This is a genomic window from Pelagibacterium sp. 26DY04 (assembly GCF_031202305.1).
Lineage (GTDB): Bacteria > Pseudomonadota > Alphaproteobacteria > Rhizobiales > Devosiaceae > Pelagibacterium.
In genome coordinates, this window is sequence record NZ_CP101731.1 from 1,337,843 (window position 1) to 1,361,154 (window position 23,312).

Consider the following 23,312-nt stretch of genomic DNA (forward strand, 5'->3'; position numbering starts at 1 on the left):
GATAACTTTCTTGAACGACTGCCGGCTCGGATGGTTCCGAATAGATCGCTTGTGTAAAAGAGTGCGAACCATAGGCGGGGCTGGTCGCCAAGAGCGCTGCCTAGGGCGATGCAGCCGAGCGAAACCTCCCTGCCGAACCGGCGATCAGGTCCGCGAGACGTTGAGCCGTGCCGAGTGCAAGGGTGAACCCCAGCGCGCCATGTCCGACGTTGACCAAAAGATTGTCGACAGGCGTGCTGCCAACAATAGGTTGACCGGTGGGCGTTGCCGGTCGGAGCCCTGCCCACAGTTCAGCCTTTTGCCAATCCGCCGCCTCCGGGAAATCGCTTATCGCGTCGGCGATCAGCTTATTCGTTCGGCGAGGATCGATATCGAGATTGTAGCCGACGATGTCGGCCGCTCCGGCAAGACGGAGCGAATTGCCGAGCCGTGCCAGAACGATCTTGCGCGCCGCATCCGTCACGCTGACTCGAGGCGCGGCCGCTTCGCGCGCGACGGGCACGGACAGGGAATAGCCCTTGATGGGATAGATCGGCAGATCGAGCCCGAGGCGCTGCCCCAGCGTCCTTGCGCCGGCGCCCGCGGCCAGCACGACCAGATCGGCCGTATACGAACATCGATCGGTCTCGATGGCCTCGATCGCGCGGCCTTTGCGCCGGAAATCGGTGACAGCGGTTTCGTAGAGGAAGAGCGGCGGGTTGGCGCTTTCCAGCATCAACTGCTCCAGGCGCCGGCACATCAGATACGCATCGGCTGTTTCGTCATCGGGTGCGAAGACGCCTCCCACAAGTCGATCCGCAATCGAAGCGAGGGCAGGCTCGAGTTCGAGACATTCATCGCGGTCCAGTACCCGCTTTTCCGTGCCGCTGGCCATTTGGCGATCCGCCAGTTTCCGCGCCGACGCGTAGCTCTTTTCAGAACTGTAAACCACCAGCTTGCCGCTGGCTGTCCAGTGAAGCTGCCCTGCCATCAACTCGGGAGAGCCGTGCAGCACCCGACGGCTCAATGCGGCCAACTCGCCCAGCCTATCGACGGTTTCGAACGCTTGCCGCTTAGTGCACGCAGCAAGAAATTGCAGCAACCAGCGATATTGAAACGGATCAAACCCTGGCCGGAACTGCACCGGCGAGCCACGATCGGTGAGGAAGCGCGGCAACTGGGCCCATACCGAGGGGTCGGCCAGTGGGGCGACGTACGAATAGCTTAGCTGTGCGCCATTGGCATAGCTTGTACCGAGTCCCGGGCCCGAATCGCGGTCAATTACAGTGACGTGGTGGCCATCCCGCTGGAGGCGCCATGCCGTGGCAAGACCCACCACGCCCGCGCCGATGATAATGATCTTCATCTCGATGACCTCGTTTTACATGGCTCTTTGGCCGCCGGTGGACAAAGCCGACGATCGTCCGGTTCCCGAACTTGCTCTTGAGCGCATTCTTGTCCTTAATACCGATCCTTAGGGTGCCGGACGTGCCGCGGCAATGGCGGCCGATCACAAGGCGCTCCAGAACAAGGAAGGAAACGCAATGAATCGAAAGCTTCTCGGCCTCATGACCGCCACGGTTCTGGCGGGTGCGGGCGCTGCCCAGGCTCAGGATCAATTCGTCACGATCGGAACCGGGGGCGTTACCGGCGTCTATTATCCGGTGGGCGGCGCGATCTGCCGGCTCATGAACGAAACGCGCGCCGAACATGGTTTCCGCTGTTCGGTCGAATCCACGGCCGCCTCGGTCTATAACCTCAACGCCATCGGCACGGGAGAACTGACGTTCGGCGTGTCGCAGACCGATGTGCTTTCTTATGCCGTCAACGGCGAGCAGGATTTTGCCGGTGCCGGTCCCCAGGAAAATCTGCGCGCAGTCTTTTCCCTGCATCCGGAACCTTTCACCCTGGTAGCGCGCCCCGACGCTGGCATCGAGAGCTTCACCGATCTCGCCGGCAAGCGGGTCAACGTCGGTGCACCCGGCTCGGGTACGCAGACTTCGATCGATATCATCCTCGAAGCGATGGATATGAGCCGCGAGGATTTCGCGCTGGTCTCGGAACTGCGGCCTGACGAACACGGTCCCGCCCTGTGCGATAACCAGATTGACGCCTTCTTTTATGCAGTGGGCCACCCCTCGGCGAACATCGCCGATCCGACGACCACCTGTGAGGCCCAAATCGTGCCGATAAGCGGGGAGGCCATCGACGGTATTATCGAGGATCGGCCCTTCTATGCCAAGGCGACCATTCCGGGTGGCACCTATGCCAACAACGACGAGGATGTCGAAACATTCGGCGTGCTGGCCGCACTTGCGGTGAGCGCCGATACGCCCGATGAGGCGGTATACGCCCTGGTCAGTTCGGTGTTCGAGAACTTCGACGCCTTCAAGGCGCTGCATCCTGCCCTGGCCAATCTGGAGCCCGAAAACATGATCGTCGACGGTCTCGAAGCTCCGCTGCATCCGGGCGCGGAGCAGTATTACCAGGAACAGGGCTGGTTGTAGTCCGACCCGACTTCGGTGGCCCGCTCTTGCCGGGCCATCCCACTGTCCTCCACCTGCGAACAGGCTTTTCATGACCAGTGACAGCACCGCCCGGCCGGAAGAAGACCGGGGCGATCTTTCGGCCGCCACTCAATTGGTGGCCGAGGCCGATTTGGGCGGGCGCAAGCCGGACGGCCGCTTTGCCCGCTGGCTGCTCGTGCTCGTCCCCCTGGCGTGGAGCCTGTTTCAGCTCTGGTATGCTTCGCCGCTCCCCTATTCGTTCGGCTTCGGCGTCTTCAACGCCAGCGAGGCCCGGGCCATTCATCTCGCCTTCGCGCTGGTTCTGGTATTTTCTGCCTACCCTGCCTTCAAATCATCGCCACGCCATACGATCCCGATCCAGGACTGGATATTGGCGCTTCTTGGTGCCGCGTGCGCCCTCTACCTCTTTGTGTTTCAGGACGCCTTGGCGGCACGGCCAGGCCTACCGACCACTTTGGACGTGGCGGTGGGCGTCGCCGGCGTGGTCGTGCTGCTCGAGGCTGCGCGGCGTTCGCTCGGACTGGCGCTGCCGATCGTGGCCATGGTCTTTCTGGCCTATGCCTTTTTCGGGCCCTATATGCCCGACCTTTTCGCCCATCGGGGCGCCTCGATACCCCGCGCGGCCACGCAATACTGGCTGACGACTGAAGGCGTTTTCGGCGTCGCCCTGGGCGTTTCGACCTCGTTCGTGTTCCTTTTCGTGCTGTTCGGCTCGCTTTTGGAAAAAGCCGGCGCCGGCAACTATTTCATCAAGGTCGCCTTCGCGCTGCTGGGGCACTTCCGCGGCGGTCCGGCCAAGGCCGCGGTGCTGGGCTCGGGCGCAACCGGGCTGATTTCCGGGTCATCGGTGGCCAATGTCGTAACCACCGGGACATTCACCATTCCGCTTATGAAGCGGGTCGGCTACCCGCCTGTGAAAGCCGGCGCCATTGAGGTTTCGGCATCGGTCAATGGCCAGATCATGCCACCGGTCATGGGTGCGGCTGCGTTCCTGATTGCCGAATATGTCGGCATCTCCTACAGCCAGGTGGTGCAGCATGCCATCGTGCCGGCCCTTTTGACCTATCTCTCCCTGTTCTACGTGGTCGACATCGAGGCCCGGAAGGCTAGTCTCAAAGGCCTCCCACGCGAATCTCACCGCTCGCCCCTGATGAGCGCGGCCCTGTTCGGCATGACCGCGGCGGGTTTTGTGATCTTCTGCTGGCTCGTGGGCGTTGGGCTGGGCTGGACCCGTGACGTTTTCGGTCCCGCATCCACATGGGCGGCGGGTTTGGGAGCCCTCGGCATTTATGTCGGTTCGGTAGCAATCCGCTCGCGGTTTCCCGATTTAGAACTCGACGATCCCAACGACTCCAACGTCGTGCTGCCCGACACGGCCAAAGTCGCTCCGACGGGTATCCACTATCTGATGCCGGTGTTCATCCTCGTCTGGTGCCTAATGGTAGAGGAATTGTCTCCGGGCCTCTCGGCCTTCTACGGCACGATGGCCCTCATCTTCTTGGTCGTCACCCAAAAGCCGCTGATCGCACTGTTCCGTGGCGCCGGAGACGTGGTGACACGGTTCCGCGAGGGGTTCGACGACCTCTTTGATGGGCTCGTCACGGGCGCGCGCAACATGATCGGCATTGCCATCGCCACCGCGGCTGCCGGCATCATCGTCGGCACGGTGTCGCTCACAGGGGTGGGGCTCGTGCTGACCGAGATCGTCATCGCCATTTCGGCCGGCAACCTGATCGTGATGCTGCTGCTGACCGCACTGATCTGCATGATCCTGGGCCTGGGCATGCCCACCACGGCCAACTATGTCGTTGTCGCGACGCTGATCGCGCCGGTGATCGTCGACGTGGCCACGTTGAACGGGGTGGCGGTGGCGCTTGTCGCGGTGCATCTCTATGTCTTCTATTTCGGGCTCATGGCAGACGTGACTCCGCCTGTGGGGCTAGCCTCCTTCGCTGCCTCGGCGATCAGCCGCGCCGACCCGGTGCGCACCGGCGTGCAGGCTTTCCGCTACGAAATGCGCACGGCCATCCTGCCGCTCCTGTTCATCTTCAATCACCAATTGCTGCTGATCGGGATCGACAACTGGTTCCAACTGGCCATGGTGGTCCTGGCCGCGCTGCTGGGGATGCTGATGTTCGTCTCCGTGACCCAGCAGATCTTCATCACGCGCTCGCGCATCTGGGAATCGGCCATCCTGCTCGTTGCGGCGGCCATGCTGTTCCAGCCGGGCTGGTTCATGGACAGGATCGTCCCCGAATACATGCCCGTGGACGGCAGCCGGGTGCTCGAGCTTGCCGAGCAGGTGCCCGAGGACGAGTTCCTGCGGATCGAGGTGGTTGGGGTGGATATCATTACCGGTGCCGAAGAAACCCGCGTCATGCGGCTGCCGATGGGCGAACCCGGTTCGGGGGCCGAGCGGCTGGCCGCGGTCGGCATACAGATCGCCCCTGTCGGCGACAGCGTGCAGGTGCTGGGAGCCGCGTTCGGAAGCCAGGCCGAAAGTCTCGGCATCGAGGTAGGCCAGACGATCAGCCGCGTTTTCGTGAGGGATCCCAACAGTCCGGCGAACGAGCTGACCTATATTCCGGCGCTCCTGCTGATCGGGATAGTGGGTGCCCTGCAATGGCGCCGCCGCGATTGGGACCAGCCGGGGATGCCTAAACACCGGACGCAGATGGCCTGAATTGTCAATGACCGCGACGCCGCCTCTCAGCGAGATTGGCCGGTCGGCGGCCATCTCCGCTACATCCTAAAGGTTATCGCACGGTCGTATGTAGTTGCGGGACCGATACTCCAAATAGGCGCATGAGTTCCAACGCGATGGTTCAGGGCATGACACCGCGCCTGCCGCTGCGCGCTAACCAAAGGGTCAATGGACCCTGCTGCCGCGATCCGGCAAGTCGCTATTTAAGGCAAAAAGTGGTTGGCTGGGGAACCTGGATTCGAACCAGGACTAACGGAGTCAGAGTCCGTGGGTCTACCGTTAACCTATTCCCCAAAAGCCTTTTGTTTCAGTGCCTTACCCGAGCGGTAGTTTGTGGTTAGACACTTTTGCGAGGGCGGTTAGACAAACCGCGTTCCCGTTTGGTGCCGCCTTGTAGCATATTCGCCATGTCGATCAAGACCCCATTTGCATCCGCGTTCGATGCATAGTGCTCGGTCATTTTCCAGTTCTCATGGCCAACATAATCCTTGATCTGGTCCAAGGAATACCCGAGCCCACGAAGGTCCGTGGCCACTGAATGGCGCAGACCGTGAAGCGTTATTCCTGGCTCGGCCAATCCCCGCTCAATGCATTTGGCGAAGAACTTTCGCTGAGACGCGGTGAACCCTGCCTCAGACCAGCCCTCCCCATATGAATTCAGGCACAGCATGACGGCATCGCCCTGCGGTGCGCCTTCAATCGCCTCGTCCAGTATGGCGCGAAGTTTCCCCACAACCGGCAGCTTCATTGTCTTGCCGGTCTTGCTGGTGCGGAACGATAGAAATCCGCCCTTATAGGCCGACTGGGGCAATTTCAAAATGTCGCCTCGGCGCATCCCGAGATATCGGGCCAAGGCCAAGGGTAGACGCAAATGCGCCGGCGCTGCGGCCAGAACGTTGTCGCGCTCAGACAGGCTCCATGGGCGGTTTTCGCGCTTCCGGTCGGATGCAATGCGCGCTTTGGCAAGACCGGCGACCGGGTTCTTGTCAACTAACCCATATTCCGCCCCATGCCGGAATGCGCTCGAAAGCATGGCCATCATGTGGTTAGTGAAACCCGCCCGTTTGGCCTTCACGGCCTTATCGCGGAGCTTTGCCATGAACGCCGTGTCCATGAGGTGAAGCGGCGTGCCAGACAGCGGCTTAAGGTAGTCCATGCACTTGTGGTAGTCGGCCTTCGTTCTATCAGCTAGATCCGTGAATAGCGGAGACTTCTTGTAGCTTTCGAGTAGGCCGGCCAAGGTTCCTGTCTTCGCTTCGACTGGTGCGTGAAGCTTATCGAGGCGAGCGACTTCGGCCGCGATCTCGGCTCCAGATAACTCGGGGTTGATCGCCACTCCGCTCTTGCGGTGATAAAGCCGGACCTTCCCGTGACGATCACGATAGCGCTTGACGCCCTTCACCTTGATCCTCATCGAGTTTCCCCAGCCAATCATCTGCCGTGATGGGGCGGGATTGGGTTCTTGCGTCCACCCATCGGTCAAGGTCGCGTACATCGTAACGCACAGAATCCCCGATCTTCACAGGGGCGATGCGAACGTGCGCCTTGAGGGTATTGGGTGACTTAAGGCCAAGATACTGCGCAGCTTCCTGCGCGGTCAAAAGGCGGCGAGCGGGGAGGGGCAAGCTCACTTCTGCACCTCGTCAAGCTTGGCGCGGATGACGTCGGCTGCATCACGAGGCTGCATGTAGCCCGGCATCGCCGCTGCCACCTTTGCCCCTTCCTCCATCCCCATCCGCCTGCCGCGCTGCTCTGCTTCGAGGAGGGCGCGGGCGATGGCTTGGCGATGCAGGTCGTCCTCTACAGCCCAGACATCTGTAACGTTGGTCTGCTCACGAACGTCATGGAAACCGTAGTTCTCGACGAGATCGTCTGCGACCTCCCACACGTCCTGCGGGCACCACTCAGGCTTCATTGGAGCGCTCCTTTAGGGCAGCGCGGCCGGCGGGGGTGATCGCCCACATGGCGTTACGCGGGAACGCCATGTTCCCCGGTTGCGGGATAATCCGCGCCATTCCCTTCAGTGATAGGGCGTTCAGAGTGCCCAAGCCCACACCCATCCCGTAGGCAGACGCATCGGAGATCGCGAGCAGCTTTAACGTATGCATTTGCGCCGTCGTCAGCTTCCTCATCCCCTTATCCCTCCCTTTCGGGGTGAAGGGCGGCGCGGGCGCGGATTGCGGCCATGATTTCCTTGATTGTTGTCCACGGCACCTGGACCCTCGTGGTCGCGCTATTCCCGTCATCATCGACGTATTCAAGCGGAAACGAAAATTCTCCGGTGTACGCGGCCTTGGTTTCTGCGCTGGGCTTCAATGCGTCGATTACCTCATCCATTCGCTTGGCCACCCTCTGCATCCCCGCAATAATCGCTTCCGCTTCATGGTGAGGCTCTGGGCCGCGTAAGAGCACTGCCTCCTCGCTCTCAAGGTCAGAGACAGGACCGAATAGCTCTCCCACTGCATCACGGATCATGCGGAGGGCAGCGGAGTAGGGAGCGACTGTTTCGGCGTGGGAGGGTGAGGGGGCTAGAAACGCTGAATTGATAGCCTCGGCAATCTCCGACAGCTTATCGTCGGTCAGCGCTTCAGGCACATCGCCTTGAAGCGCCCCGAACAGGATTTCCCAAAGCTCTGGCCCATCCAGACTTACGCCCTGCGGTGCTTGGGCGGGGTCGTCGCAATCTCGACAGATCGAGTTCACCCCCTCATTTCCGGTCCCGCCGCACGTTTCGCACTCCCCCTGTGCTTGGGTGGGCTCGATGGCGGAGAGGGTCTTGCGGATCACGTCTTGAACCGCCACGATCTCCTCCTGATACATCAGCGCCCCCGAATGAGTGATTGCCTGACAGAGTTTGTCGGCCAGATCGTCCGTCTCCCTCACCCCAGAGGGCAGAGCGGCTTTCGCGTCCGACTCCACGTCGTCCAGAGCGGCCATGTAGCCTCTGCCGAATTGAACCGAAATCAGCGCCGCCAATTCCTGGGCCGTTTCGCCGGATATGTTCGAGCTCAGAAATGTAGGATCGCCCGGAATGCCAGAAAGGTTGATCCTTGCGCCGCGCGCCATAAGGCTCAGCATCGAACGCAAGTGATCGTGCGCCGTTGCCTCGGCTGCGCCTTTGAATTCTTCGTCGGTCATGATTGCTCCTGTGCCGCCCGCTTCGGAAAGGGGCGCGATTGCATCTTCCGGCCAGATGGCCATTCGGTTCGTGATTGGATCGGCGCCCGCTCCCCCCTGGGCTTGCGTGGCTTCACTGGGCGCTCGTGGGAGGGATTCTCCGCGTCCTGTGGGACGAAGATGATGCCGTCGCGGATCAGCACCACCCACGACGCGCACACAGCGTCCAGAACGGACGGAATGAGCTCGGCACGGCCTTTGCCCTGGTCATAGGCTGCATGGCAGTTAGAGCAGCCGAAGAAGCCGAGAACATCATGGGTCTTGAGCCCCATGCCCTTGCCGTGACCGTTGAGATGGCACCAGACGGTGGTTTCGGGATTGCCGTTGCAGATGCCCGGCAACCGTAGCTGGCAGGGTTGGCCCTTGGCGTGGCGAAGGATTTTGCGGGATCGGATCATGCGAGCCTCGCTCTTCTCCAGCCAGTGAACGGACGTGGGCAAATCGTAACCCATCCATCGCCATTCACCGGGCCGTCATCATCCCACCAAACATTCCGATCCCAGCCGTAGGTGGGGCTCCACAGATCGATAACGCTTCCGTCTTTCGGGGCGGTGTCCATCGGTTGCATTTTAGGATCGCGCTTCATGCTGCCTCCAAGAATGCGAGAGGGTCGAAGCCGATTGCGTCGGAAAGCTTCTCCATCGCCAGATCCATGTAGACCCGGAATTCGTCCTGGGTCATCGCGTTGAAGGCGATGGAATCCACCACCACGGCGACCTCTCCAGTTTGCATGTCCACCACGTTGCGCTTGAAGCCGCACACCAGCTTGAGTTCGTCGTGCAGGTGTTCCGGCGTCGGCCAGCGTCCCGTGGTGTCGCAGACGCGCTTGAGGGCCAGCCAATAGGTCCGCAACTGGCGATTGCTTCGTTTCGTCATCGGGCTAAGCTCGAATTCCTCGCCCATTCCAGCCGCGTAGAGCAGTTCGGCGTCATAGGCCGTTACTGGCGACAACCCACGGGCGGTCTTGCGAACGAGGATCGAGGGGCGCTTTTCCTTGCTCATATCGCGCTCGCTAGCTTCTGTATCTGCGCCCGCCGGCCTTCCAGCGCATACGTGATCTCATCCCGAATGTGCTCTGGCGCTGCCTTAAACCTCGGGTCGCTCTCCACCTCCTCTCGGATGCGGGCGTATAGATCGGCATTGAGGCCTACAGACCGAATCCGCTGCTGAGTGGTGGTGAGGTATTCGGCGTCGGAGGTGGATCTTTGCGGGGCTCATGCGTGATCCTCCGCAGCGGCTATGGCGCGATCGAACAGCGCCATGATGTCGGCGTGGGTGGTGTCAGGATGGTCATTGAATTGCGCGACAGGATCATCGGTGGCTCCGTCCCGAGCGGTGAAGCTCGCTGGGAGGGCTTCTTCGATTGCTCGATGGATACGAAAGCCCTCTTGGTATATGAGGCCGTGCTTCTCGATGGCCTTGTCGCAAGCGTCCATTGCGCACAGGCATGATCCGCCATTGTGCTCACGCTGGCTTTCCTCGTGCGCCCACTTCTCGGGCGTATCAATCAGCGCCTTGGCTGCGATAAGATTGTCTTTCAGTCCCATCTTCTCTACCCCTTCTTCCAGCCCTCGCCCGCCGGGTTCGCAATGGGGGTATCACTCCCCGGCGGGCGCCCTGGCTGTGGTTGATCTCTATGCGGCGTTCGATTGCGGAAGCGCATCCAAGTGGGATTTCGCGTCCGCTGCTTTCGGCTTGGGAAGGAATGCGGCTGCGTTCTTTACGTGCGCCCAAGGATCGGCCACGAACTTCTTGAACTTCGGTTTGCCGCCCTGCTCATATGCGTCACACGGCACCCACACGTTTCCGAGGTCGTAGAGGTATCGCCCGATGCCCCAAGATACCGCTGCTCGCTTGAGAGCGCCGGAGAACGCGCCCTTTTCGGCCTCGATGTCCGTGTCTCCTGCGCCGTCCGACTTCCAGACCCAAGCGTCATTGATGAGGATGCCAATGCGGCACCCCATCCGGCCATTGCCCGCGTCGAAATGCTCGCTCTGCCAATTGGCGGGAGTGCAGACCTGATCCAGCCTGTCCATCACATCACGGGCGTCCAGATAGGCTAGCGCCAAGGCTGCATAGCCATCGGACTGGCGAGCCTTCGTCACCATCTGCGCGCGCCAGTGGATGGCCTCGGCAGGGAAGGGGCGGTGTAGGTCGCGAAGTTGTTCAATCGTTACGCCAGACATCACCGGCTCCTTATCGTCAGTCCGGGCTCGCCCAAGACCAAGGCAGCGCCGGGGATTGCCTCTCCCGCCTTTAGCGCTTCGCCGATGGCCGTCTTGTCGGCTTGGCGGATGGTTTTGAAATAACCCTGCGGGAGAGCTTCCACGTCCAGCACTTCCACGCTCTCGCGAGGCTTGGAGATGGAAATGGTCGCCTCGGGCAGCGTGAGCTTGTCTGTGCCAGCCAGAGAGAGGATGCGCTTAAGCATTGCCTTCATGGCATCCTCCTGCCGCTGGAACCGCTCCTGCCGCTCCTTGAAGTCGGCCATCACTTCCTTGATGCCGGAGACGTTGGCGCGGGCCAGATTGCGGCGGCGAACGATCCTGCTGGCGATATGCTCAAGGTCGGTTTCCCCCTCCAGCACATCGGCGCGCAGTTCTTCGTCGTCGGCCAGTTCTGGATACGCTTCGAGCAGAGAGCCGATTTCACGCTCAAGCTGCCGAACATCCAATGCGAGATAATCGGCCATCACGCAGCCCTCTTGCTCGCGGCCTTGATGCGCATGCGCAGGACACGCTCCATCTTGTCCAAGGCTTCCTCGAACGCCTCGCGGCGGTACGGGTAATGCTCAGAGCCTTCTAGGGTGGCATTGAGGATGATTGCGCTCTCCAGAAGGTTTTGAGCGGCAACCTTGGCCTCCAGTTCGATCGGGTACTGTCTCATTTCACATCACCTTCATCAGAACTTCGATTATGGATTCTCCGTCATGGCGTAAGGGCCACAGTGCGGAGAGGTAGAGGGCGGAAAGGGCAATGAAGGCCAGAGCGCCCTTGAGGGTGGAGAGGGCGGTCACGCTGCCGTCTCCTTGCGCTTGAGTTCGGCTTCCATGTCGAAAGCCTTGTTGAAGTCGCGAGCGGGGGTCTGGGACCAACCGCGTTCCCGCGCCTCTTGTTCGTGGCGGATGAAGGCCGTAAGGCCCTCTCTATCCCCCTTGGCGAATAGGGATTGGGCTTGGGACAAGAATGTCATTTCCCTGCTGCCTTGCTCTGCGCCTCGTCCACGAGGGCGATGGATTCCCGTGGCCACATGAGGGGGTTAGCCATCTCGTGAAGGTACCGCTGACAGTTTGGGCAAAGCTCGAATTCCTTTGTCCAATTCCCATGGTCAGTGACCGGGTATCCCCTGAAACCTTCAAGTGTGACGGTGATGGTGTGCCAATCCTCTGTGCGTCCATCGCGCACGATCTTTTCGGTGCCACAGCCGTCGCAAATCCAAGTGAGTTTCTTCGCCATCAGAACCACGTCCCCAATTCGCGCTGCTGCTCGACAACACCCCAAGGCTCGACACCAACGGCGTCTATGAAGTCATCATCGGCTAGGGCTTGTTCATGAACCTGCGCAGCAATGGCGCGGGAAAGATCGGTGCCGTGGTAAAGGCTGCGGGTCACACCAGTGGCGTCTTTGACCCGGATGTCATAGATCACGACATTGCCATATTCAATGGAAGCCTCGATGAAGCATTCGAGGTCTTGGATGAGCAGGGCTCCCGTTTCCTCGTCCTTGATCTCGGCGTAGAACAAAATGGACATAATCGGTTCTCCCGTTGGAGTTGGCCTTGCTGGGCTGCACCGTTTGGATGCAGCCGGGTAAGGTCACGCTGCGGATTTGATTGGGTTTTGATTGTCATACAGGTCGGCGGGCTTTGCGCTCGTGCACCAGCCAGATACGCCCTTGATCCAGTCCTCCATTTCGGTGGAGCCATCAGCGTTCTTCCACTCGTGGCGCTGGAACCAACGAAGCCCATCAAACTGCTGCCAGATGCGATAGGCGACGTAGCCGCCGTGAGGCAGGGACGGATACCAAGGGCCGTTCTTGCACGGGTCCCAATCAGTGACTTTGGTTTCGATCCGCTGCATTCCCATTCTCCATTCTCTGCGCAGTGAGGCTTGAGCCGATGCGCTGTTGATGAGGCAGATCAGGCGAACCGTCTTCGTGCCTCCGTTGAGAATAAACGTATACGCATAAAACGTACGATGCAAGCATAATCGTACGTGCAAAACGTATAAAGTTGTGACTCGACTCCTTCCATCCGTTCTGCTTTCAAATAGAACGAAAGGAGAACAACACCATGCAGGAAGTGTCGCAGTTCATCGTCATCGCGCCAGGCGCAATGGGAAAAGCCGTTGAGTATGCGGAGGACAGGATACGGGAGAGGCTAGGGCGCTCGTTCCCGCAGTATCATTTCCAGATAGAGCCGTTCGGGCCGTTCTCGGAGCCCGAAGAATTCGCCGTGGTGCCGGTCATGGGCACGATGCGTCGGGACAGCGACGATCCCGACCGCATTTATATGTGCAAGCCGCTCGACCCTTGGGTGATACCGGCCATCAAGGAAGTGCTCAGGGAGTTTGAGCTGGCGCCGGGGCTGAATTGAGATCCGGCGCAGATCCCTGCTGCGTAACATAAAAGGTATGGACCGGATGCATATCTTCCGCCGAGGTGCCGATCAATATCTGATGCTTTCCTAGAGCCGGTTTGTCTAACGCCACGGGTGTGAACAGAACGAACCGATCCCGTTCGCTAACCGCATCCGATGCATCAGAGTCGAATTCCACGGTACGAGCCTTGGCGTCCTCAGGCGTAGTCAATCCGATCATCAGTGTCCCAGAAGGACTGAGCGGCCTCACCAAGATGCAGATGAAAAACGACAGTGGGCCTAAGTCGCCTGCTCCGGCGAAATTGATGTCCTCAGTGTAGACGCCACTAAAAGTGTACTTTCCGTCCGACTGCATAGCGGCATAATCGCAGATCATGCAGTGCAGTACTTCTACTGGTAGCGTCACTTCGGCGCCCTTACAGTAAACTTCTTAACCTGGCGCGCGGCCCCAGGCGCAGACGACATGACGACGTTATGCTTGGTTAATGTGCCTTGTGGTATCGCCAGCCATTCGGGCTCACATTGGTTGCGGGGTGCTTCCCGAAGATAGTTCTTACACCCGTACACGGGGCTGCTCCCGTCGATGGCAAACAGCATCTCGCCTAGCGTCTCAACCGTGAGGTTGGCCGGGGTATTAAGGAGACGCGAGACGCGTGACTTGTCGTAACCCACGCGGTGCGCGAGTTCGGATTGAGAAATCCCACTGCGAACAAAAGCGTCGACGAGGCAATCGTGGGCATGATGGCGCGACAGCGCCGCCATGTATTTCAGCGTCGCGAAGTCCACCTTCGCCCCGTCGACAGGTTCATACAAGCCGATATCTGTCTGAGAGGTATAGCTCAATGTTATCTCCTGTTATCGGGCTGATGCCGGGGAACAACGCCCCCCAGGCATCCAGAGTTGCCTCTACAGCTTTGTCAAAATCCAAGCCGTCTCGCCCACGATAGTCTATCGCCACAAAATGATCGCGATCCGCAAACGCGCCTAGCACTCTCACGTGCGGCTTCGGATCTCGTATTCGGAAGCTCCAGATTCCATCAGACACATCCTTGTTGCGGGCGAGTTGAGTGTGCGGCGGTTTTTCATCCGGATTCATGGCCACGGTCAACCACGAGTTAGCCATGTAAGCATCAAGGGCGCCGCGAGTGTCCATCGCCTTTTTGACGAGCTCTTTCGGAGTATCAGATTCAACATTCAGAAAACGCAGAACATGGTGCGTTACAAACATTTCCCGCATGTGAACCGACCCGGGCAGCCGCGGCTTCAGCCGAACGAGATCACCGCCCGCTATGCACTCTCTGATCAGATCGCGAGTTGACATATATGTCAACGCCTACAGCATTTCAACTGAACAAATGGTTAGCAATGTCGCAGGCCCCCTTTATAAATCCCGCCCCGTAAACCGCTTTCCCTTGAGCCCGGTCGGCTTCTCGCCCTCAAGCGCCTGGTGCGTCTCTGCGGCCACGTTGAGCCAGACTTCCAGCTTCATCGGGACCGGCTTTAACCCCACGGCATAGGCTTCCGTCAGGCTTTCATCACAGCCAAGCGCCTCGGCCAGTGTCTCATTGGACCATCGTAGGATTTCGAGACATTGGACGTAGCGCTCGGGTGTCATCGCCGCCCCACATGCGCGCACACCCGACCATGGATGCGCAGCAAATCCACCTCGACCTCATGATCTCTGTAGGCGGGGTTATCGCTGATAATCGTTACCCGCGTTGGCACCGATAGCGGTACGCGCTGCAATCGCTTGATCTGGGGTGCGCCTTCACCGTCGCTGATTAGGTAGACGCTGTCATTCATGAACCGGTCTTGGCTCAGATCCACAATGACGCGATCGCCGGGCAGGTAGTTGGGCACCATCGATTCCCCGACGACCTTGACCACGAGCGACTGGCTCACATCGTTGACCGCCTCGTGCAGCCAGGTCATGGGCAGGGGCCATTCGTCCACCACCTCGTGGGCCGATATTCCGCCGCCGTCGAGGGGGAGCACGATCACATTGCCGATCTTGCCTTCGCCTGCGCCAGCGGAGATGTCGAGCTCGGGCAGAGCACCGGGAAATTTCGGTTCCCAATGGTCGCGGGTATAACCCTGCGCGTAATCCTCTGAGGTTTCTGGCTCTTCGTCCTCGTTGCGGACATAGGAGAGTTCCCGGACCTCAGCAAATTCCGGCCCGGCCAGCTCCCAGACCTCGGCCTCCGTTATCGCTGGGGTGCCTTTCCCAACAAGCGCACGGTCTAGTTTCGCCACCAGATCACGTTTTAGGTGGCCGCCCGAATAGGCGTTGGCGTCTTCATACCGCTGGTAGCTCGACGCATTGCGGTACCCCATAGCCTTCGCCATAGCGGCCATGCTCAGGCCCGCGCGCTCGCGCAGCGACCTCACGTATCGGGTGATTGATTCCGGCGTCGTGTCCATGGCGCGCATCAACGCATCTCGCGTATACGTTTTCCACGTTGACATGATGTACGCAGAAAACGTATAAGAGGGAAACGCCGATCATCGGAGCCTGCAAACTCATGAAAATCTCTGCCGCCGAATATGTGATTGACCTCTTTGGAGGGTTGACCGCTACGGCCAACATCCTCGGGAAGCCCGTCACCACTGTTCAGGGATGGAAGGATAGGGGGCGTATCCCCACCGACCACTGGCCAGAGATCATCAAGGCTGCAGATAAGCGCGGGAAGACCCTGGGTGTCGAGGATTTCATCAAAACTCATCGCAAGCGGACCGCCCCCAAGAAAGAAGGGGAGGCGGCATGAGCACCTCCGTTGCCGACGAGATCATCCAATCCGGTTACCGCCGCTGGCTCAATCTTGAGGAAGCGAAAAAGGCCGTCTCTGACGACCTGAAAGAGCTTATGGCCGAGTTGAAGGGGCAGGGGCTCGACCCCAAGGTTGCCCGTGCCGCGTTCCGCCGTCAGCGCGACAGCGAGGACGCGCGGAAGGTTGCCGCCGACGAGGAATTCGAGGCGCTGGTTGACCTCTATCTGGCCAGCCTCGCGCGTGACGCGCGTAAGGAGGCCGCGTGATGGGCTCAATTCGCCGCCTTCTTGGCCTGTTCTTGTTCGGCAAGAATGCGCTCAATCCCTTGCTGAAGGTCGTAGAGGCTTGCCATCGGGACGCGCAGGCGAGTTGCGACTCGTGCCTCGGGTGGTCCGCTCCCGTCAACGATGAAGCTTCCAAAGCTTATGTGGGCCACGCCAGCAATTACGCGCAGCTCGGTAATCAGATCAACCCATACCGGATGGACGGGTGTGGGCTCGGTAACCTCAAGGTGCAAGCCGCCAAACAGGATCGTCTTCTGGCTTTCGTCAACAGGCGTATCGGTCATCAACTTTCCCCCAATCAAATCGTGAATGTGGCCCAAGGTGCCCGAGGAGTCGAGCCATGATCCGCCGCCTTCTCTCTGCATCCCACCCTTCTGACTGGCTCGTCCTGGCGCTGTTTGTCGCTGTCGTGCTGGCGCTCGGTGAGGGCTGGTAGATGGACCGCCTCTCCCAATTCTACATCGCATGCATGGCCGGCGCTCTGCTGGTGATGCTGATCATCGTCGTCATGCAGAGCTTGGGGGCGCTGTGATGGCTCATTGGGCGAAACCCGGCGTGAAGTGCGTTTGCATTAACGGTAGTTGGCCGCCGAACTCTTGGTATGGCTGGGAGTTCCTTCCCCGCGAAGGCGAGACTTACACAATCCGCGAGACGCTCGAAATCGATGGGCAGGCCGGATTGCGTCTGGTGGAGATCGAGAACCCCCGCGCTGATTATGCTTGGGGTTTCATCGAGCCAGCGTTCGCCGCCGTTCGGTTCCGCCCGCTTACTGCCCAATCCGATGACCTCGCCAAGTTCACCCATCTCCTGACCCCTCAGAAGATCGAGGAGCGCGTCTGATGCTCCCGATCAATGCCCTTACGGAACGGAAGAACGACACAAGCGGGGCGGCATGTGTGCGGCTTCGTCCTTCCGTTGCGCAAAGGCATCTGAATAACCTTTCCGGCCAAGCTCTCCTCCTCCATGGCCGGGATAGCGCGGGGGTTTGTCCTCCCTCCCTCCGCGTCACTCCCAGGCGTGCTGCGCTTCGTGCGCGCCGCCTGGGCTTTCTCTTCGTATTCCGAAATGCGTTTGATCAATTCGCTGTCCAGGCAATCCCCGATCCTGCGCATCATCACCAACACCTTTCATGTTCCGCTTCAACCGATGGCTTCAACGCTATCGGCGGAAAGGAACAATCACGTTGTCTAATTCCGACAAAGAGGTTGCCGAAATGAGTGCAGCGGCTGCCACCAATCAGATCAATCGAATGATCGAACTAGAGACGCGGGGCAGGGGCGACCTCGACCGCGCAATGGGCGTAGTCGCCCGCAAAACAGGGCTGACGTTCTGGCAGGTTTCGCACCTGCGCAAAGGGAACGCGAAGACATGTGACGTGTCCGTCTTCGCTCGGATCAAGCTGGCGTACCTCGCAATGTGCGCCGAGATGATCGACCGCCTTCAACACGAAATCCAGATCGAAGGGCAGGTCTCAGATGACGATTTTTCAGATCTTGAGCGTGACGCTGCGGTTCTGGCTGCGAAGGTGGCGGCCAAGAAAGCGGCGCTCCGGCTCGAAAAGCAAAAGGGAGCGTGACGACAAATGAACTGGCTGAACCCCTTCAAGCGCAAGCCCAAGTCGATCATCCAAACCCGCGCCTCTCACAAGGCGCTCCGGGAGGCTGATAAGACCTACGCTGCCACTCACACCATCCTCGCTCAAGAGCTTGGCAAGCCCATCCCCCGCCATCTGCGCGGATATCAGGGGAGGGCAGGTAAGTGACTATGCATTCCGGCATCGTCGCCGCTGTCACGCTTCCGTGGCCGTCAAGCGATCTCTCCCCCAACTCCCGCCTCCATTGGGCACGTAAATCCCGTGTAGCCAAGAAGGCCCGTAACGATGCCCGCTTGCTCTGTCTGGCAGAAGGCATCCGTGGCCTTGGCTGGGACCGCGCCCGGGTGTCGGTCACGTTCCACGCACCGGACAACCGCCGCAGGGATAGCGACAACCTTCTTTCCTCTCTCAAGAGCGCACTGGATGGGATCGCAGACGCCACCGGTATCGACGACTCCCGTTGGTCTCTCCAGATCGAGCGCGGGGAGATTGTTCCTGGTGGATCCGTTGTCGTCCGCCTTTCGCCTATCGGGGGTGCGGAATGACTGAGATCATGACCCCGCGCCAGTGCTTTTCCCAGATCATTGACGAGATCGCTACCAAGCGCGGCTTGCATCGGCGCGACATCTTAAGCCGTCATCGTGAAAAGCCGATAGCACACGCCCGCCAAGAGGCAATGACATCGGTGAGAGACCGTCTTGGTTGGTCCTATGCGCGAATTGCCCGCGCAATCGGCCTTGATGAATCCAGCGTTCGGCAAGGCGTGAAGACATTCCGCGAGCGCCAAGCTGGCGATGCTCGCGTTGCGGCCGGCCTTCCGAGAGAATGGAATTACGGACAAGAACGAAAAGAAAACAAATCGATTGTGCAAAGGTCGGCGGAAAGTGTGAAACGCGCTGAGAAATGGGATAGATTCGAGCCATCAAAGATCGTGGTGGCGGGGCGAAAATCTCTTGGCGGAGTGCCCCGCCGCCACCAGCCCGAACCGGTGTTAGCGCACCGGACCAGTTTCAATGCCGAACGATAGGACGAACGGCAATGACAGTGCATTCCAATAGCATCGCAGACCACTTGTCTAGCCTTGAGCTGCCCGATGTTACCAACTTAGTTGGCAGCACCCAGGCCAAGGCTGAGGAAGACGCATACGAGCGCGCCAGAGAGGCGTACGCTGTCGCGACAAGCCATCCGTCCATCGAGAACTTCCGCGCCGCTGTGCGCGAGTATGACGACCTCCTGGTCATCGTTAAAGGCGAGGTTCGGCTATGAAGGGTGGCGTGTTCGCTGTCGCGCGCAATCTGTTCGACCACGAGATCTTCGCGGACGAGCCATTCACCGAGCGAGAAGCATGGATATGGATCGTCAAAGAAGCTGCATGGAAGGCGACCCGAGTTCGTGTCGGAAAGCATCTTGTCGATCTTGAAAGAGGGCAGTGCGCATTCACCACGCGCTTCATGGCCACCAAATTCCGCTGGTCCGAAGCCAAGGTTAGACGCTTCCTAAACAAGCTCAAAACCGACGCAATGCTGACCGTAGACACGACGCAGCAGGTGACGCGGTTAACTGTCTGTAATTACAACGATTATCAGAAAGTTTCGCTGCCACGTGACGCAGAAACCGACGCAAAAACCGGCGAAGCACCGACGCAGAAGCGACGCAAAGAAGAAAACAGGGAAAACATAGAAAACAATAATACCCCTTCGGGGGCGCAAGCGCCGCACATCGATTTTTCAAACCCGACTGATGCGCAGGTCTACGCTTTCGGCAAGTTCGTGCTGGGTAGGTCTGCCGGCGGGGTAATCACCAATCTGCTCAAGAAATGCGAGGGTGATCTGGCCTACGCCGCCCATTGGTTGAGCGAAGCACAGCACAAGGAAACTCCGATGGAGTGGGTGCAGGGCGTGATCCGGTCGGCCGAGATGCTTCCGTACCGTGGGGTGATTGGCGCTCCAAAGCCTCCAGTGGATTTCAAAACCCGCGAGGAGCGTGAACATGAGGCCCGCGTCAAGGAATACATGCGGGGTGTGCTGTGACGGAGATCCTCGAAATCAAGCGCATCCTGGCTGGCCGCGCACTGGCCGTTGCCGAACATCTCCTGCCGGGAGGCGTCAAGCAGGCGAATGAATGGCGGGCAGGTTCGGTAAACGGGGAGAAGGGCGAGAGCCTTGGCGTCCACCTCAGCGGCGAGAAAGCCGGCATCTGGTCCGACTTCGCAACTGGCGAGAGCGGCGACCTGATCGACCTATGGTGCGCCGCAAAGGGCGTAAGCCTTGCGCAAGGGCTTGAGCAAATACGCGCCTATCTTGGCTTGCAGCGCCAGCAGCCGGCCCGTGATCCCCGCCCGAACTATTCCAGGCCGCCGAAGCCCAATTGTGGGAAGCCCAAGGGGCGAGTGCGGGACTACCTGATTGAAGACCGGAACCTGACCGACGCAGTTCTTGAGGCTTATCGGATTGGCGAGCGGGGAGACGAGATCATTTTCCCGTTCCTGTCGCCAGATGGTGAACTGGTAATGGCTAAATCCCGGAAGGCGGCAGATGGTGAGGCTCCCAAGCCTACCGCCGCCAATTGCGAGCCCATCCTGTTCGGCTGGCAGGCAATCCCGCCTCATATCCGCGAAATAGTCATCACCGAAGGCGAGATCGATGCAATGTCGTTCTACGCCTATGGCTTCCCGGCGCTGTCGGTTCCCTTCGGGGGCGGCAAGGGCGGAAAGCAGAAGTGGATCGAGAACGAGTTCGACAGGCTCGATCGTTTCGAGAAAATCTTTGTTGCCACGGACATGGACGGCCCCGGCGAGGAAGCCGCCGCAGAGATCATCTCCAGGCTTGGGCGGCATCGCTGTGTCCGCGTCAAACTTCCCCGGAAGGACGCCAACGAATGCCTGGTCGATGGTGTGTCGGTCGAGGAATTCGGCGCTGCCGTTCTCTACGCAGAGGGGCTGGACCCAGAAGGGCTCCGCCGCGCCAGCGATTACCATGACGAAGTGGTCAAGCTCTTTTGGCCGGAGCCGGGGGCGCATACCGGATACACGACGCCTTACCGCAAGCTTGGCGACAAGCTCGTTTTCCGTCCTGCCGAGGTGACGCTTTGGAGTGGGGCGAGTGGGGCGGGAAAAAGCCAGATCCTTTCCGACAGCGCTGTAGATTGGGTGAGGCAGGGAAGCCGCATCTGCATCGCCAGCCTTGAGATGAAGGCCAGCCAAACGCTTAAGCGTATGGTGAAGCAAGCCGGTGGGGTCGATCGGCCTACGGAGCCTTTCATCGCGGCAATCCTGCAATTCCTAGATCAAGGCATCCTGCTCTACGACCATGTCGGGAAAGCCGGTGTCGAGCCTCTACTTGAGGTGTTCGATTATGCCCGCGCCAAATACGGCTGCGACCAGTTCATCATCGATAGCTTGATGAGGCTTGGCATCGCAACCGATGACTACAACGGCCAAGAGAAGGCTGTTTTCCAGCTCGTGGATTGGGCCATCAAAAGCAACGTGCACCTGCATTTGGTGGCACACGCCCGCAAGGGCGAGAAAGGTGCGATGGCCCCGGCAACGGAGGACATCAAGGGTGCGATGGAGATTGGCGCAAATGCCTTCAACATTGTGACCGTCTGGCGCAACCGCGCCGTGGAAGACCAATACCAGAAAGCCGAAAGCGACGAGGAACGCGCCCGCATTCAAGACGAGAATTCGGGCGTTGTGATGAACGTCGCCAAGCAGCGCAATGGCGATTTTGAAGGCAAGATCGGCCTTTGGTTTGACCAAGAGAACTACCGCTATCGGTCCTCGCACGATGACAAGGGTGCGCGCCGATACGTTCAATTTTCCCAGCTTGAAAGGATGACAGCATGAGCGACCGCTTGGACGCAATGATTGGCCGTGAGTACGAAGCGAACGGCGAGAAGAAAACGGCATGGTCCAAGATCGGGGTCGCCTTCCCGACGAAGAATGGCGGCTACCGTGTCCAGCTTGAGGCTCTGCCTGTGCCTCGGATGGGTCAGAACGGACTCGAAACGAGTTTTGTTCTGATGCCTCCGCGCCAGGATGACCGCCAGTCGCAGCCTCGCCAGCAGTCCCGCCCGCAGTCCGCGCCGGCATTTGAGCCCGGTGGCATGGACGAAGGCATTCCGTTCTGAGGCGCAGCATGACCACCAAAGTCCCACTGGCCGAGCAGATAGGTGAACTCTCCGATGTCCTCGATGAGACGGCAAAGGCCACTGGCTACAGAGCCGAGCAGCGGATTCGGAAGCTCACGGCGGCGAAGGCATCGCTGGCATGGCTGATGAACAACTCAATCCAGATCAAGGCCTTCATGGCCGGGAAGGAAGGTTGCCGCTAGACGCGATTCTGAACTGCTAGGCGGCTCTCATTCTCTCCCAATAACCCACCACCCAACACCACGGGGAATGAAACATGGACAAAGGCGAATTTGCAAAAGTCGGCTACGAGGTGCAGCCGGGGATGAACGGCAGCTATGTGCTCATCGCGGGCACCGGCTTTGCGAGCGACCGCCCGACGTTGCGTCCGATGATCGGGTTCACGAATTGGAGCGACTTAATGGCCTTCTTGCGCGAAGACCATAGAGCACTGGCCCAGGATTTCGGTCCTCAGCAGCCAGACGAATAATCCAACACCACGGGGCACGTGACATGAACATCAAGATCGAGACGACAGGCAAGCGCGAGCCCAACGGTAGGCTCTCCCGCAAGCGCCGGGAACGGGCAAAGCGATACACCGAAGGGCTCGATAAGCTAGAACAGGAGATGATCTCCGTGGGCACCGAGGCCCGTCAGCGGATATATGGCGTATCGGCTAAGCTCAGCCGCGACCAGTTGGCCGGGAGCGCCGTGGGGCGCCTGGTCCTTGGCGACATGCTCACGCGCATCCAGTCCGACGCTGCGTTCCTCTATGAGCAGGACGCGCGAGCCTATTACCTCACCATCGAAGGGCCGCAACAGCCTTCCGCCGTCGATCTGGATCGCGTCCAAGGCATTAGCAACGGCGAGAACGTCAAGCGCAAGCTGATCGCCAAGGCGAGGTACGAAAACGCTCGCAAGGCAGTGCAGGAAGCGCAGAACGCCGTTAGGCTGCACTCCAACCTCTTTGGCGCTCTCCAGCACTGTGTCATGGCCGATCGGTCGCCGGTCAATGAGGCAATGATGGGTTCGCTCCGGGAAGCGCTCAACGCCTTGGTTCGCCATTACGGCCTGTCTGGTAATGTGGGGAAGCGGGCCGCATAGGCTTGACGCAACCCCGCAAATCAGATTCTACTGTCACCAGTTTGAAAATCGAAGAATAGCGTCTGGCGGTAGCTGGGCGCTTTTTTTCTGGAGATATGGACAAAGGCTGCGTCAATCTCTGGAAGTAAACCCCGGTTCCTGCTTTCTAACTTCACTCCCCGGTTGGACTGGGGCGCTATGGCTCCAAAGCGATAGGCCAATCTCTGCGATTGCGCCGGCAAGCAGCGATACGCCCACGATCATCAATCCACGGTCGATGGCGCCTCCCGTGGTGTCTGCCGTCGTGTACCGAGTGAGCGCGCCTGGGCCAACCCATCCAAAAGCAACTGCGAACCCGGTTGCCGCCATCAAGGCCCCGCTGATCAGCCCGAACCACGCGACTGCGCGAAGAAATTTGCAAAAGAACACGGCGAAAGCCTCCCAAACCAAGATCACAAGAGCTTCGCGTAA

At 59.7% G+C, this 23,312-nt stretch carries 40 protein-coding genes and 1 tRNA gene; 17 read left to right on the forward strand and 24 right to left on the reverse strand.

Annotation, left to right across the window (positions count from 1 at the left end; translation table 11 throughout):
* Positions 1–100 precede the first annotated feature (100 nt).
* On the reverse strand, positions 101–1,345 hold the full coding sequence (locus NO932_RS06350) for a D-amino acid dehydrogenase (protein WP_309210266.1): 1,245 nt from the start codon (positions 1,343–1,345) through the stop codon (positions 101–103).
* A 178-nt stretch (positions 1,346–1,523) separates the two neighbouring features.
* Between NO932_RS06350 and NO932_RS06355 the strand changes: the two genes are divergently transcribed.
* Positions 1,524–2,486, forward strand: a complete 963-nt coding sequence (locus tag NO932_RS06355) for a TAXI family TRAP transporter solute-binding subunit (RefSeq protein WP_309210267.1) — start codon at positions 1,524–1,526, stop codon at positions 2,484–2,486.
* Positions 2,487–2,556: 70 nt separating this feature from the next.
* Positions 2,557–5,190, forward strand: coding sequence for a TRAP transporter permease (locus NO932_RS06360; RefSeq protein ID WP_309210269.1), 2,634 nt, complete (start codon positions 2,557–2,559; stop codon positions 5,188–5,190).
* 241 nt (positions 5,191–5,431) lie between these two features.
* Here the strand turns inward: NO932_RS06360 and NO932_RS06365 are convergent.
* The 17 genes from NO932_RS06365 to NO932_RS06445 form a co-directional block, all read right to left on the reverse strand.
* Positions 5,432–5,505: transfer RNA gene (locus NO932_RS06365), tRNA-Gln, on the reverse strand.
* 43 nt (positions 5,506–5,548) lie between these two features.
* Positions 5,549–6,625, reverse strand: coding sequence for a tyrosine-type recombinase/integrase (locus NO932_RS06370; RefSeq protein ID WP_309210270.1), 1,077 nt, complete (start codon positions 6,623–6,625; stop codon positions 5,549–5,551).
* A complete protein-coding gene (locus tag NO932_RS06375; protein WP_309210271.1) occupies positions 6,588–6,842 on the reverse strand; it encodes a helix-turn-helix domain-containing protein in 255 nt (84 codons plus the stop codon). The genes NO932_RS06370 and NO932_RS06375 overlap by 38 nt, the downstream gene beginning before the upstream one ends.
* Positions 6,839–7,126: a hypothetical protein gene (locus tag NO932_RS06380; RefSeq protein WP_309210272.1), complete on the reverse strand. Its 288-nt coding sequence runs from the start codon at positions 7,124–7,126 to the stop codon at positions 6,839–6,841. Before NO932_RS06380 ends, NO932_RS06375 begins: the two co-directional genes overlap by 4 nt.
* Positions 7,116–7,343, reverse strand: coding sequence for a hypothetical protein (locus NO932_RS06385; protein WP_309210273.1), 228 nt, complete (start codon positions 7,341–7,343; stop codon positions 7,116–7,118). The genes NO932_RS06380 and NO932_RS06385 overlap by 11 nt, the downstream gene beginning before the upstream one ends.
* A gap of 4 nt (positions 7,344–7,347) precedes the next feature.
* Positions 7,348–8,349: a hypothetical protein gene (locus NO932_RS06390; protein ID WP_309210274.1), complete on the reverse strand. Its 1,002-nt coding sequence runs from the start codon at positions 8,347–8,349 to the stop codon at positions 7,348–7,350.
* Positions 8,346–8,786, reverse strand: a complete 441-nt coding sequence (locus tag NO932_RS06395; protein WP_309210275.1) for a nuclease domain-containing protein — start codon at positions 8,784–8,786, stop codon at positions 8,346–8,348. The genes NO932_RS06390 and NO932_RS06395 overlap by 4 nt, the downstream gene beginning before the upstream one ends.
* A 184-nt stretch (positions 8,787–8,970) precedes the next feature.
* Positions 8,971–9,390 (reverse strand): hypothetical protein, encoded by a 420-nt coding sequence (locus NO932_RS06400; RefSeq protein ID WP_309210276.1) that lies wholly within the window; start codon positions 9,388–9,390, stop codon positions 8,971–8,973.
* A 212-nt stretch (positions 9,391–9,602) separates the two neighbouring features.
* Positions 9,603–9,935, reverse strand: coding sequence for a hypothetical protein (locus tag NO932_RS06405; RefSeq protein ID WP_309210277.1), 333 nt, complete (start codon positions 9,933–9,935; stop codon positions 9,603–9,605).
* A gap of 87 nt (positions 9,936–10,022) precedes the next feature.
* Positions 10,023–10,574, reverse strand: a complete 552-nt coding sequence (locus NO932_RS06410; RefSeq protein WP_309210278.1) for a Rad52/Rad22 family DNA repair protein — start codon at positions 10,572–10,574, stop codon at positions 10,023–10,025.
* Positions 10,574–11,080: a siphovirus Gp157 family protein gene (locus NO932_RS06415; protein ID WP_309210280.1), complete on the reverse strand. Its 507-nt coding sequence runs from the start codon at positions 11,078–11,080 to the stop codon at positions 10,574–10,576. Before NO932_RS06415 ends, NO932_RS06410 begins: the two co-directional genes overlap by 1 nt.
* On the reverse strand, positions 11,080–11,274 hold the full coding sequence (locus tag NO932_RS06420) for a hypothetical protein (protein WP_309210281.1): 195 nt from the start codon (positions 11,272–11,274) through the stop codon (positions 11,080–11,082). Before NO932_RS06420 ends, NO932_RS06415 begins: the two co-directional genes overlap by 1 nt.
* Before the next feature lies 1 nt (position 11,275).
* Positions 11,276–11,404 (reverse strand): hypothetical protein, encoded by a 129-nt coding sequence (locus NO932_RS06425; protein WP_309210283.1) that lies wholly within the window; start codon positions 11,402–11,404, stop codon positions 11,276–11,278.
* Positions 11,401–11,580: a hypothetical protein gene (locus NO932_RS06430; protein WP_309210284.1), complete on the reverse strand. Its 180-nt coding sequence runs from the start codon at positions 11,578–11,580 to the stop codon at positions 11,401–11,403. The genes NO932_RS06425 and NO932_RS06430 overlap by 4 nt, the downstream gene beginning before the upstream one ends.
* Entirely contained in the window at positions 11,577–11,843 is a 267-nt protein-coding gene (locus NO932_RS06435; RefSeq protein WP_309210285.1) for a hypothetical protein, read from the reverse strand. Before NO932_RS06435 ends, NO932_RS06430 begins: the two co-directional genes overlap by 4 nt.
* Positions 11,843–12,139, reverse strand: a complete 297-nt coding sequence (locus NO932_RS06440) for a hypothetical protein (protein WP_309210286.1) — start codon at positions 12,137–12,139, stop codon at positions 11,843–11,845. The genes NO932_RS06435 and NO932_RS06440 overlap by 1 nt, the downstream gene beginning before the upstream one ends.
* Before the next feature lie 63 nt (positions 12,140–12,202).
* Positions 12,203–12,466: a hypothetical protein gene (locus tag NO932_RS06445; protein WP_309210287.1), complete on the reverse strand. Its 264-nt coding sequence runs from the start codon at positions 12,464–12,466 to the stop codon at positions 12,203–12,205.
* Positions 12,467–12,678: 212 nt separating this feature from the next.
* On the opposite strand from NO932_RS06445, the gene NO932_RS06450 reads away from it, so the two are divergent.
* Positions 12,679–12,981: a hypothetical protein gene (locus tag NO932_RS06450; protein WP_309210288.1), complete on the forward strand. Its 303-nt coding sequence runs from the start codon at positions 12,679–12,681 to the stop codon at positions 12,979–12,981.
* Here the strand turns inward: NO932_RS06450 and NO932_RS06455 are convergent.
* The 5 genes from NO932_RS06455 to NO932_RS06475 all read right to left on the reverse strand — a co-directional run bounded on the left by NO932_RS06455 (position 12,947) and on the right by NO932_RS06475 (position 15,405).
* Positions 12,947–13,390, reverse strand: a complete 444-nt coding sequence (locus NO932_RS06455; RefSeq protein ID WP_309210289.1) for a hypothetical protein — start codon at positions 13,388–13,390, stop codon at positions 12,947–12,949. The two genes, NO932_RS06450 and NO932_RS06455, sit on opposite strands and share 35 nt — an antisense overlap.
* Entirely contained in the window at positions 13,387–13,827 is a 441-nt protein-coding gene (locus tag NO932_RS06460; protein WP_309210291.1) for a helix-turn-helix transcriptional regulator, read from the reverse strand. Before NO932_RS06460 ends, NO932_RS06455 begins: the two co-directional genes overlap by 4 nt.
* The gene (locus NO932_RS06465) at positions 13,790–14,221 is read right to left on the reverse strand and encodes a hypothetical protein (RefSeq protein ID WP_309210293.1); all 432 of its coding nucleotides are present in this window, start codon (positions 14,219–14,221) and stop codon (positions 13,790–13,792) included. Before NO932_RS06465 ends, NO932_RS06460 begins: the two co-directional genes overlap by 38 nt.
* A gap of 144 nt (positions 14,222–14,365) precedes the next feature.
* Positions 14,366–14,599, reverse strand: coding sequence for a hypothetical protein (locus NO932_RS06470; RefSeq protein WP_309210294.1), 234 nt, complete (start codon positions 14,597–14,599; stop codon positions 14,366–14,368).
* The gene (locus NO932_RS06475; RefSeq protein WP_309210295.1) at positions 14,596–15,405 is read right to left on the reverse strand and encodes a S24 family peptidase; all 810 of its coding nucleotides are present in this window, start codon (positions 15,403–15,405) and stop codon (positions 14,596–14,598) included. The genes NO932_RS06470 and NO932_RS06475 overlap by 4 nt, the downstream gene beginning before the upstream one ends.
* A 101-nt stretch (positions 15,406–15,506) precedes the next feature.
* On the opposite strand from NO932_RS06475, the gene NO932_RS06480 reads away from it, so the two are divergent.
* Together NO932_RS06480 and NO932_RS06485 are read left to right on the forward strand one after the other, a co-directional pair.
* Positions 15,507–15,749 carry a carph-isopro domain-containing protein gene (locus tag NO932_RS06480; protein ID WP_309210296.1) on the forward strand — a complete coding sequence of 81 codons (243 nt, stop codon included), beginning with the start codon at positions 15,507–15,509 and terminating at the stop codon, positions 15,747–15,749.
* The gene (locus NO932_RS06485) at positions 15,746–16,018 is read left to right on the forward strand and encodes a GapR family DNA-binding domain-containing protein (protein WP_309210297.1); all 273 of its coding nucleotides are present in this window, start codon (positions 15,746–15,748) and stop codon (positions 16,016–16,018) included. The genes NO932_RS06480 and NO932_RS06485 overlap by 4 nt, the downstream gene beginning before the upstream one ends.
* Positions 16,019–16,023: 5 nt before the next feature.
* Here NO932_RS06485 and NO932_RS06490 read toward each other — a convergent pair whose 3' ends face one another.
* Positions 16,024–16,320: a hypothetical protein gene (locus NO932_RS06490; protein WP_309210298.1), complete on the reverse strand. Its 297-nt coding sequence runs from the start codon at positions 16,318–16,320 to the stop codon at positions 16,024–16,026.
* Positions 16,321–16,567: 247 nt separating this feature from the next.
* Here NO932_RS06490 and NO932_RS06495 point away from each other — a divergent pair, with 247 nt between their 5' ends.
* The 12 genes from NO932_RS06495 (at position 16,568) to NO932_RS06550 (ending at position 22,862) form a co-directional block, all read left to right on the forward strand.
* Entirely contained in the window at positions 16,568–16,876 is a 309-nt protein-coding gene (locus tag NO932_RS06495; protein ID WP_309210299.1) for a hypothetical protein, read from the forward strand.
* Between the two features lie 289 nt (positions 16,877–17,165).
* Entirely contained in the window at positions 17,166–17,612 is a 447-nt protein-coding gene (locus NO932_RS06500) for a hypothetical protein (protein WP_309210300.1), read from the forward strand.
* A 6-nt stretch (positions 17,613–17,618) separates the two neighbouring features.
* On the forward strand, positions 17,619–17,798 hold the full coding sequence (locus NO932_RS06505) for a hypothetical protein (RefSeq protein ID WP_309210301.1): 180 nt from the start codon (positions 17,619–17,621) through the stop codon (positions 17,796–17,798).
* Positions 17,795–18,175, forward strand: a complete 381-nt coding sequence (locus NO932_RS06510) for an endonuclease (protein WP_309210302.1) — start codon at positions 17,795–17,797, stop codon at positions 18,173–18,175. The genes NO932_RS06505 and NO932_RS06510 overlap by 4 nt, the downstream gene beginning before the upstream one ends.
* The gene (locus NO932_RS06515) at positions 18,172–18,657 is read left to right on the forward strand and encodes a helix-turn-helix domain-containing protein (RefSeq protein WP_309210303.1); all 486 of its coding nucleotides are present in this window, start codon (positions 18,172–18,174) and stop codon (positions 18,655–18,657) included. Before NO932_RS06510 ends, NO932_RS06515 begins: the two co-directional genes overlap by 4 nt.
* 11 nt (positions 18,658–18,668) lie before the next feature.
* On the forward strand, positions 18,669–18,896 hold the full coding sequence (locus NO932_RS06520; RefSeq protein ID WP_309210304.1) for a hypothetical protein: 228 nt from the start codon (positions 18,669–18,671) through the stop codon (positions 18,894–18,896).
* Positions 18,893–19,660 carry a hypothetical protein gene (locus NO932_RS06525; protein ID WP_309210305.1) on the forward strand — a complete coding sequence of 256 codons (768 nt, stop codon included), beginning with the start codon at positions 18,893–18,895 and terminating at the stop codon, positions 19,658–19,660. The genes NO932_RS06520 and NO932_RS06525 overlap by 4 nt, the downstream gene beginning before the upstream one ends.
* Positions 19,657–21,474, forward strand: coding sequence for a toprim domain-containing protein (locus NO932_RS06530; protein WP_309210306.1), 1,818 nt, complete (start codon positions 19,657–19,659; stop codon positions 21,472–21,474). Before NO932_RS06525 ends, NO932_RS06530 begins: the two co-directional genes overlap by 4 nt.
* Entirely contained in the window at positions 21,471–21,758 is a 288-nt protein-coding gene (locus NO932_RS06535) for a hypothetical protein (RefSeq protein ID WP_309210307.1), read from the forward strand. The genes NO932_RS06530 and NO932_RS06535 overlap by 4 nt, the downstream gene beginning before the upstream one ends.
* Before the next feature lie 8 nt (positions 21,759–21,766).
* Positions 21,767–21,961, forward strand: coding sequence for a hypothetical protein (locus NO932_RS06540; protein WP_309210308.1), 195 nt, complete (start codon positions 21,767–21,769; stop codon positions 21,959–21,961).
* Positions 21,962–22,035: 74 nt separating this feature from the next.
* Positions 22,036–22,248, forward strand: a complete 213-nt coding sequence (locus tag NO932_RS06545; protein ID WP_309210309.1) for a hypothetical protein — start codon at positions 22,036–22,038, stop codon at positions 22,246–22,248.
* Between the two features lie 23 nt (positions 22,249–22,271).
* Complete coding sequence (locus NO932_RS06550) at positions 22,272–22,862, forward strand: hypothetical protein (protein WP_309210310.1); 591 nt, start codon at positions 22,272–22,274, stop codon at positions 22,860–22,862.
* The last annotated feature ends 450 nt before the right edge of the window (positions 22,863–23,312 follow it).

What these genes read in the sequence shown, in the direction of transcription:
- NO932_RS06350 (WP_309210266.1), bottom strand. Translation starts at nt 1,345, where the DNA reads ATGAAGATCATTATCATCGGCGCGGGCGTGGTGGGTCTTGCCACGGCA.
- NO932_RS06355 (WP_309210267.1), top strand. Translation starts at nt 1,524, where the DNA reads ATGAATCGAAAGCTTCTCGGCCTCATGACCGCCACGGTTCTGGCGGGT.
- NO932_RS06360 (WP_309210269.1), top strand. Translation starts at nt 2,557, where the DNA reads ATGACCAGTGACAGCACCGCCCGGCCGGAAGAAGACCGGGGCGATCTT.
- NO932_RS06370 (WP_309210270.1), bottom strand. Translation starts at nt 6,625, where the DNA reads ATGAGGATCAAGGTGAAGGGCGTCAAGCGCTATCGTGATCGTCACGGG.
- NO932_RS06380 (WP_309210272.1), bottom strand. Translation starts at nt 7,126, where the DNA reads ATGAAGCCTGAGTGGTGCCCGCAGGACGTGTGGGAGGTCGCAGACGAT.
- NO932_RS06385 (WP_309210273.1), bottom strand. Translation starts at nt 7,343, where the DNA reads ATGAGGAAGCTGACGACGGCGCAAATGCATACGTTAAAGCTGCTCGCG.
- NO932_RS06390 (WP_309210274.1), bottom strand. Translation starts at nt 8,349, where the DNA reads ATGACCGACGAAGAATTCAAAGGCGCAGCCGAGGCAACGGCGCACGAT.
- NO932_RS06395 (WP_309210275.1), bottom strand. Translation starts at nt 8,786, where the DNA reads ATGATCCGATCCCGCAAAATCCTTCGCCACGCCAAGGGCCAACCCTGC.
- NO932_RS06400 (WP_309210276.1), bottom strand. Translation starts at nt 9,390, where the DNA reads ATGAGCAAGGAAAAGCGCCCCTCGATCCTCGTTCGCAAGACCGCCCGT.
- NO932_RS06405 (WP_309210277.1), bottom strand. Translation starts at nt 9,935, where the DNA reads ATGGGACTGAAAGACAATCTTATCGCAGCCAAGGCGCTGATTGATACG.
- NO932_RS06410 (WP_309210278.1), bottom strand. Translation starts at nt 10,574, where the DNA reads ATGTCTGGCGTAACGATTGAACAACTTCGCGACCTACACCGCCCCTTC.
- NO932_RS06415 (WP_309210280.1), bottom strand. Translation starts at nt 11,080, where the DNA reads ATGGCCGATTATCTCGCATTGGATGTTCGGCAGCTTGAGCGTGAAATC.
- NO932_RS06420 (WP_309210281.1), bottom strand. Translation starts at nt 11,274, where the DNA reads ATGAGACAGTACCCGATCGAACTGGAGGCCAAGGTTGCCGCTCAAAAC.
- NO932_RS06430 (WP_309210284.1), bottom strand. Translation starts at nt 11,580, where the DNA reads ATGACATTCTTGTCCCAAGCCCAATCCCTATTCGCCAAGGGGGATAGA.
- NO932_RS06435 (WP_309210285.1), bottom strand. Translation starts at nt 11,843, where the DNA reads ATGGCGAAGAAACTCACTTGGATTTGCGACGGCTGTGGCACCGAAAAG.
- NO932_RS06440 (WP_309210286.1), bottom strand. Translation starts at nt 12,139, where the DNA reads ATGTCCATTTTGTTCTACGCCGAGATCAAGGACGAGGAAACGGGAGCC.
- NO932_RS06445 (WP_309210287.1), bottom strand. Translation starts at nt 12,466, where the DNA reads ATGCAGCGGATCGAAACCAAAGTCACTGATTGGGACCCGTGCAAGAAC.
- NO932_RS06450 (WP_309210288.1), top strand. Translation starts at nt 12,679, where the DNA reads ATGCAGGAAGTGTCGCAGTTCATCGTCATCGCGCCAGGCGCAATGGGA.
- NO932_RS06465 (WP_309210293.1), bottom strand. Translation starts at nt 14,221, where the DNA reads ATGCGGGAAATGTTTGTAACGCACCATGTTCTGCGTTTTCTGAATGTT.
- NO932_RS06470 (WP_309210294.1), bottom strand. Translation starts at nt 14,599, where the DNA reads ATGACACCCGAGCGCTACGTCCAATGTCTCGAAATCCTACGATGGTCC.
- NO932_RS06475 (WP_309210295.1), bottom strand. Translation starts at nt 15,405, where the DNA reads ATGGACACGACGCCGGAATCAATCACCCGATACGTGAGGTCGCTGCGC.
- NO932_RS06480 (WP_309210296.1), top strand. Translation starts at nt 15,507, where the DNA reads ATGAAAATCTCTGCCGCCGAATATGTGATTGACCTCTTTGGAGGGTTG.
- NO932_RS06485 (WP_309210297.1), top strand. Translation starts at nt 15,746, where the DNA reads ATGAGCACCTCCGTTGCCGACGAGATCATCCAATCCGGTTACCGCCGC.
- NO932_RS06490 (WP_309210298.1), bottom strand. Translation starts at nt 16,320, where the DNA reads ATGACCGATACGCCTGTTGACGAAAGCCAGAAGACGATCCTGTTTGGC.
- NO932_RS06495 (WP_309210299.1), top strand. Translation starts at nt 16,568, where the DNA reads ATGGCTCATTGGGCGAAACCCGGCGTGAAGTGCGTTTGCATTAACGGT.
- NO932_RS06500 (WP_309210300.1), top strand. Translation starts at nt 17,166, where the DNA reads ATGTTCCGCTTCAACCGATGGCTTCAACGCTATCGGCGGAAAGGAACA.
- NO932_RS06505 (WP_309210301.1), top strand. Translation starts at nt 17,619, where the DNA reads ATGAACTGGCTGAACCCCTTCAAGCGCAAGCCCAAGTCGATCATCCAA.
- NO932_RS06515 (WP_309210303.1), top strand. Translation starts at nt 18,172, where the DNA reads ATGACTGAGATCATGACCCCGCGCCAGTGCTTTTCCCAGATCATTGAC.
- NO932_RS06520 (WP_309210304.1), top strand. Translation starts at nt 18,669, where the DNA reads ATGACAGTGCATTCCAATAGCATCGCAGACCACTTGTCTAGCCTTGAG.
- NO932_RS06525 (WP_309210305.1), top strand. Translation starts at nt 18,893, where the DNA reads ATGAAGGGTGGCGTGTTCGCTGTCGCGCGCAATCTGTTCGACCACGAG.
- NO932_RS06535 (WP_309210307.1), top strand. Translation starts at nt 21,471, where the DNA reads ATGAGCGACCGCTTGGACGCAATGATTGGCCGTGAGTACGAAGCGAAC.
- NO932_RS06540 (WP_309210308.1), top strand. Translation starts at nt 21,767, where the DNA reads ATGACCACCAAAGTCCCACTGGCCGAGCAGATAGGTGAACTCTCCGAT.
- NO932_RS06545 (WP_309210309.1), top strand. Translation starts at nt 22,036, where the DNA reads ATGGACAAAGGCGAATTTGCAAAAGTCGGCTACGAGGTGCAGCCGGGG.
- NO932_RS06550 (WP_309210310.1), top strand. Translation starts at nt 22,272, where the DNA reads ATGAACATCAAGATCGAGACGACAGGCAAGCGCGAGCCCAACGGTAGG.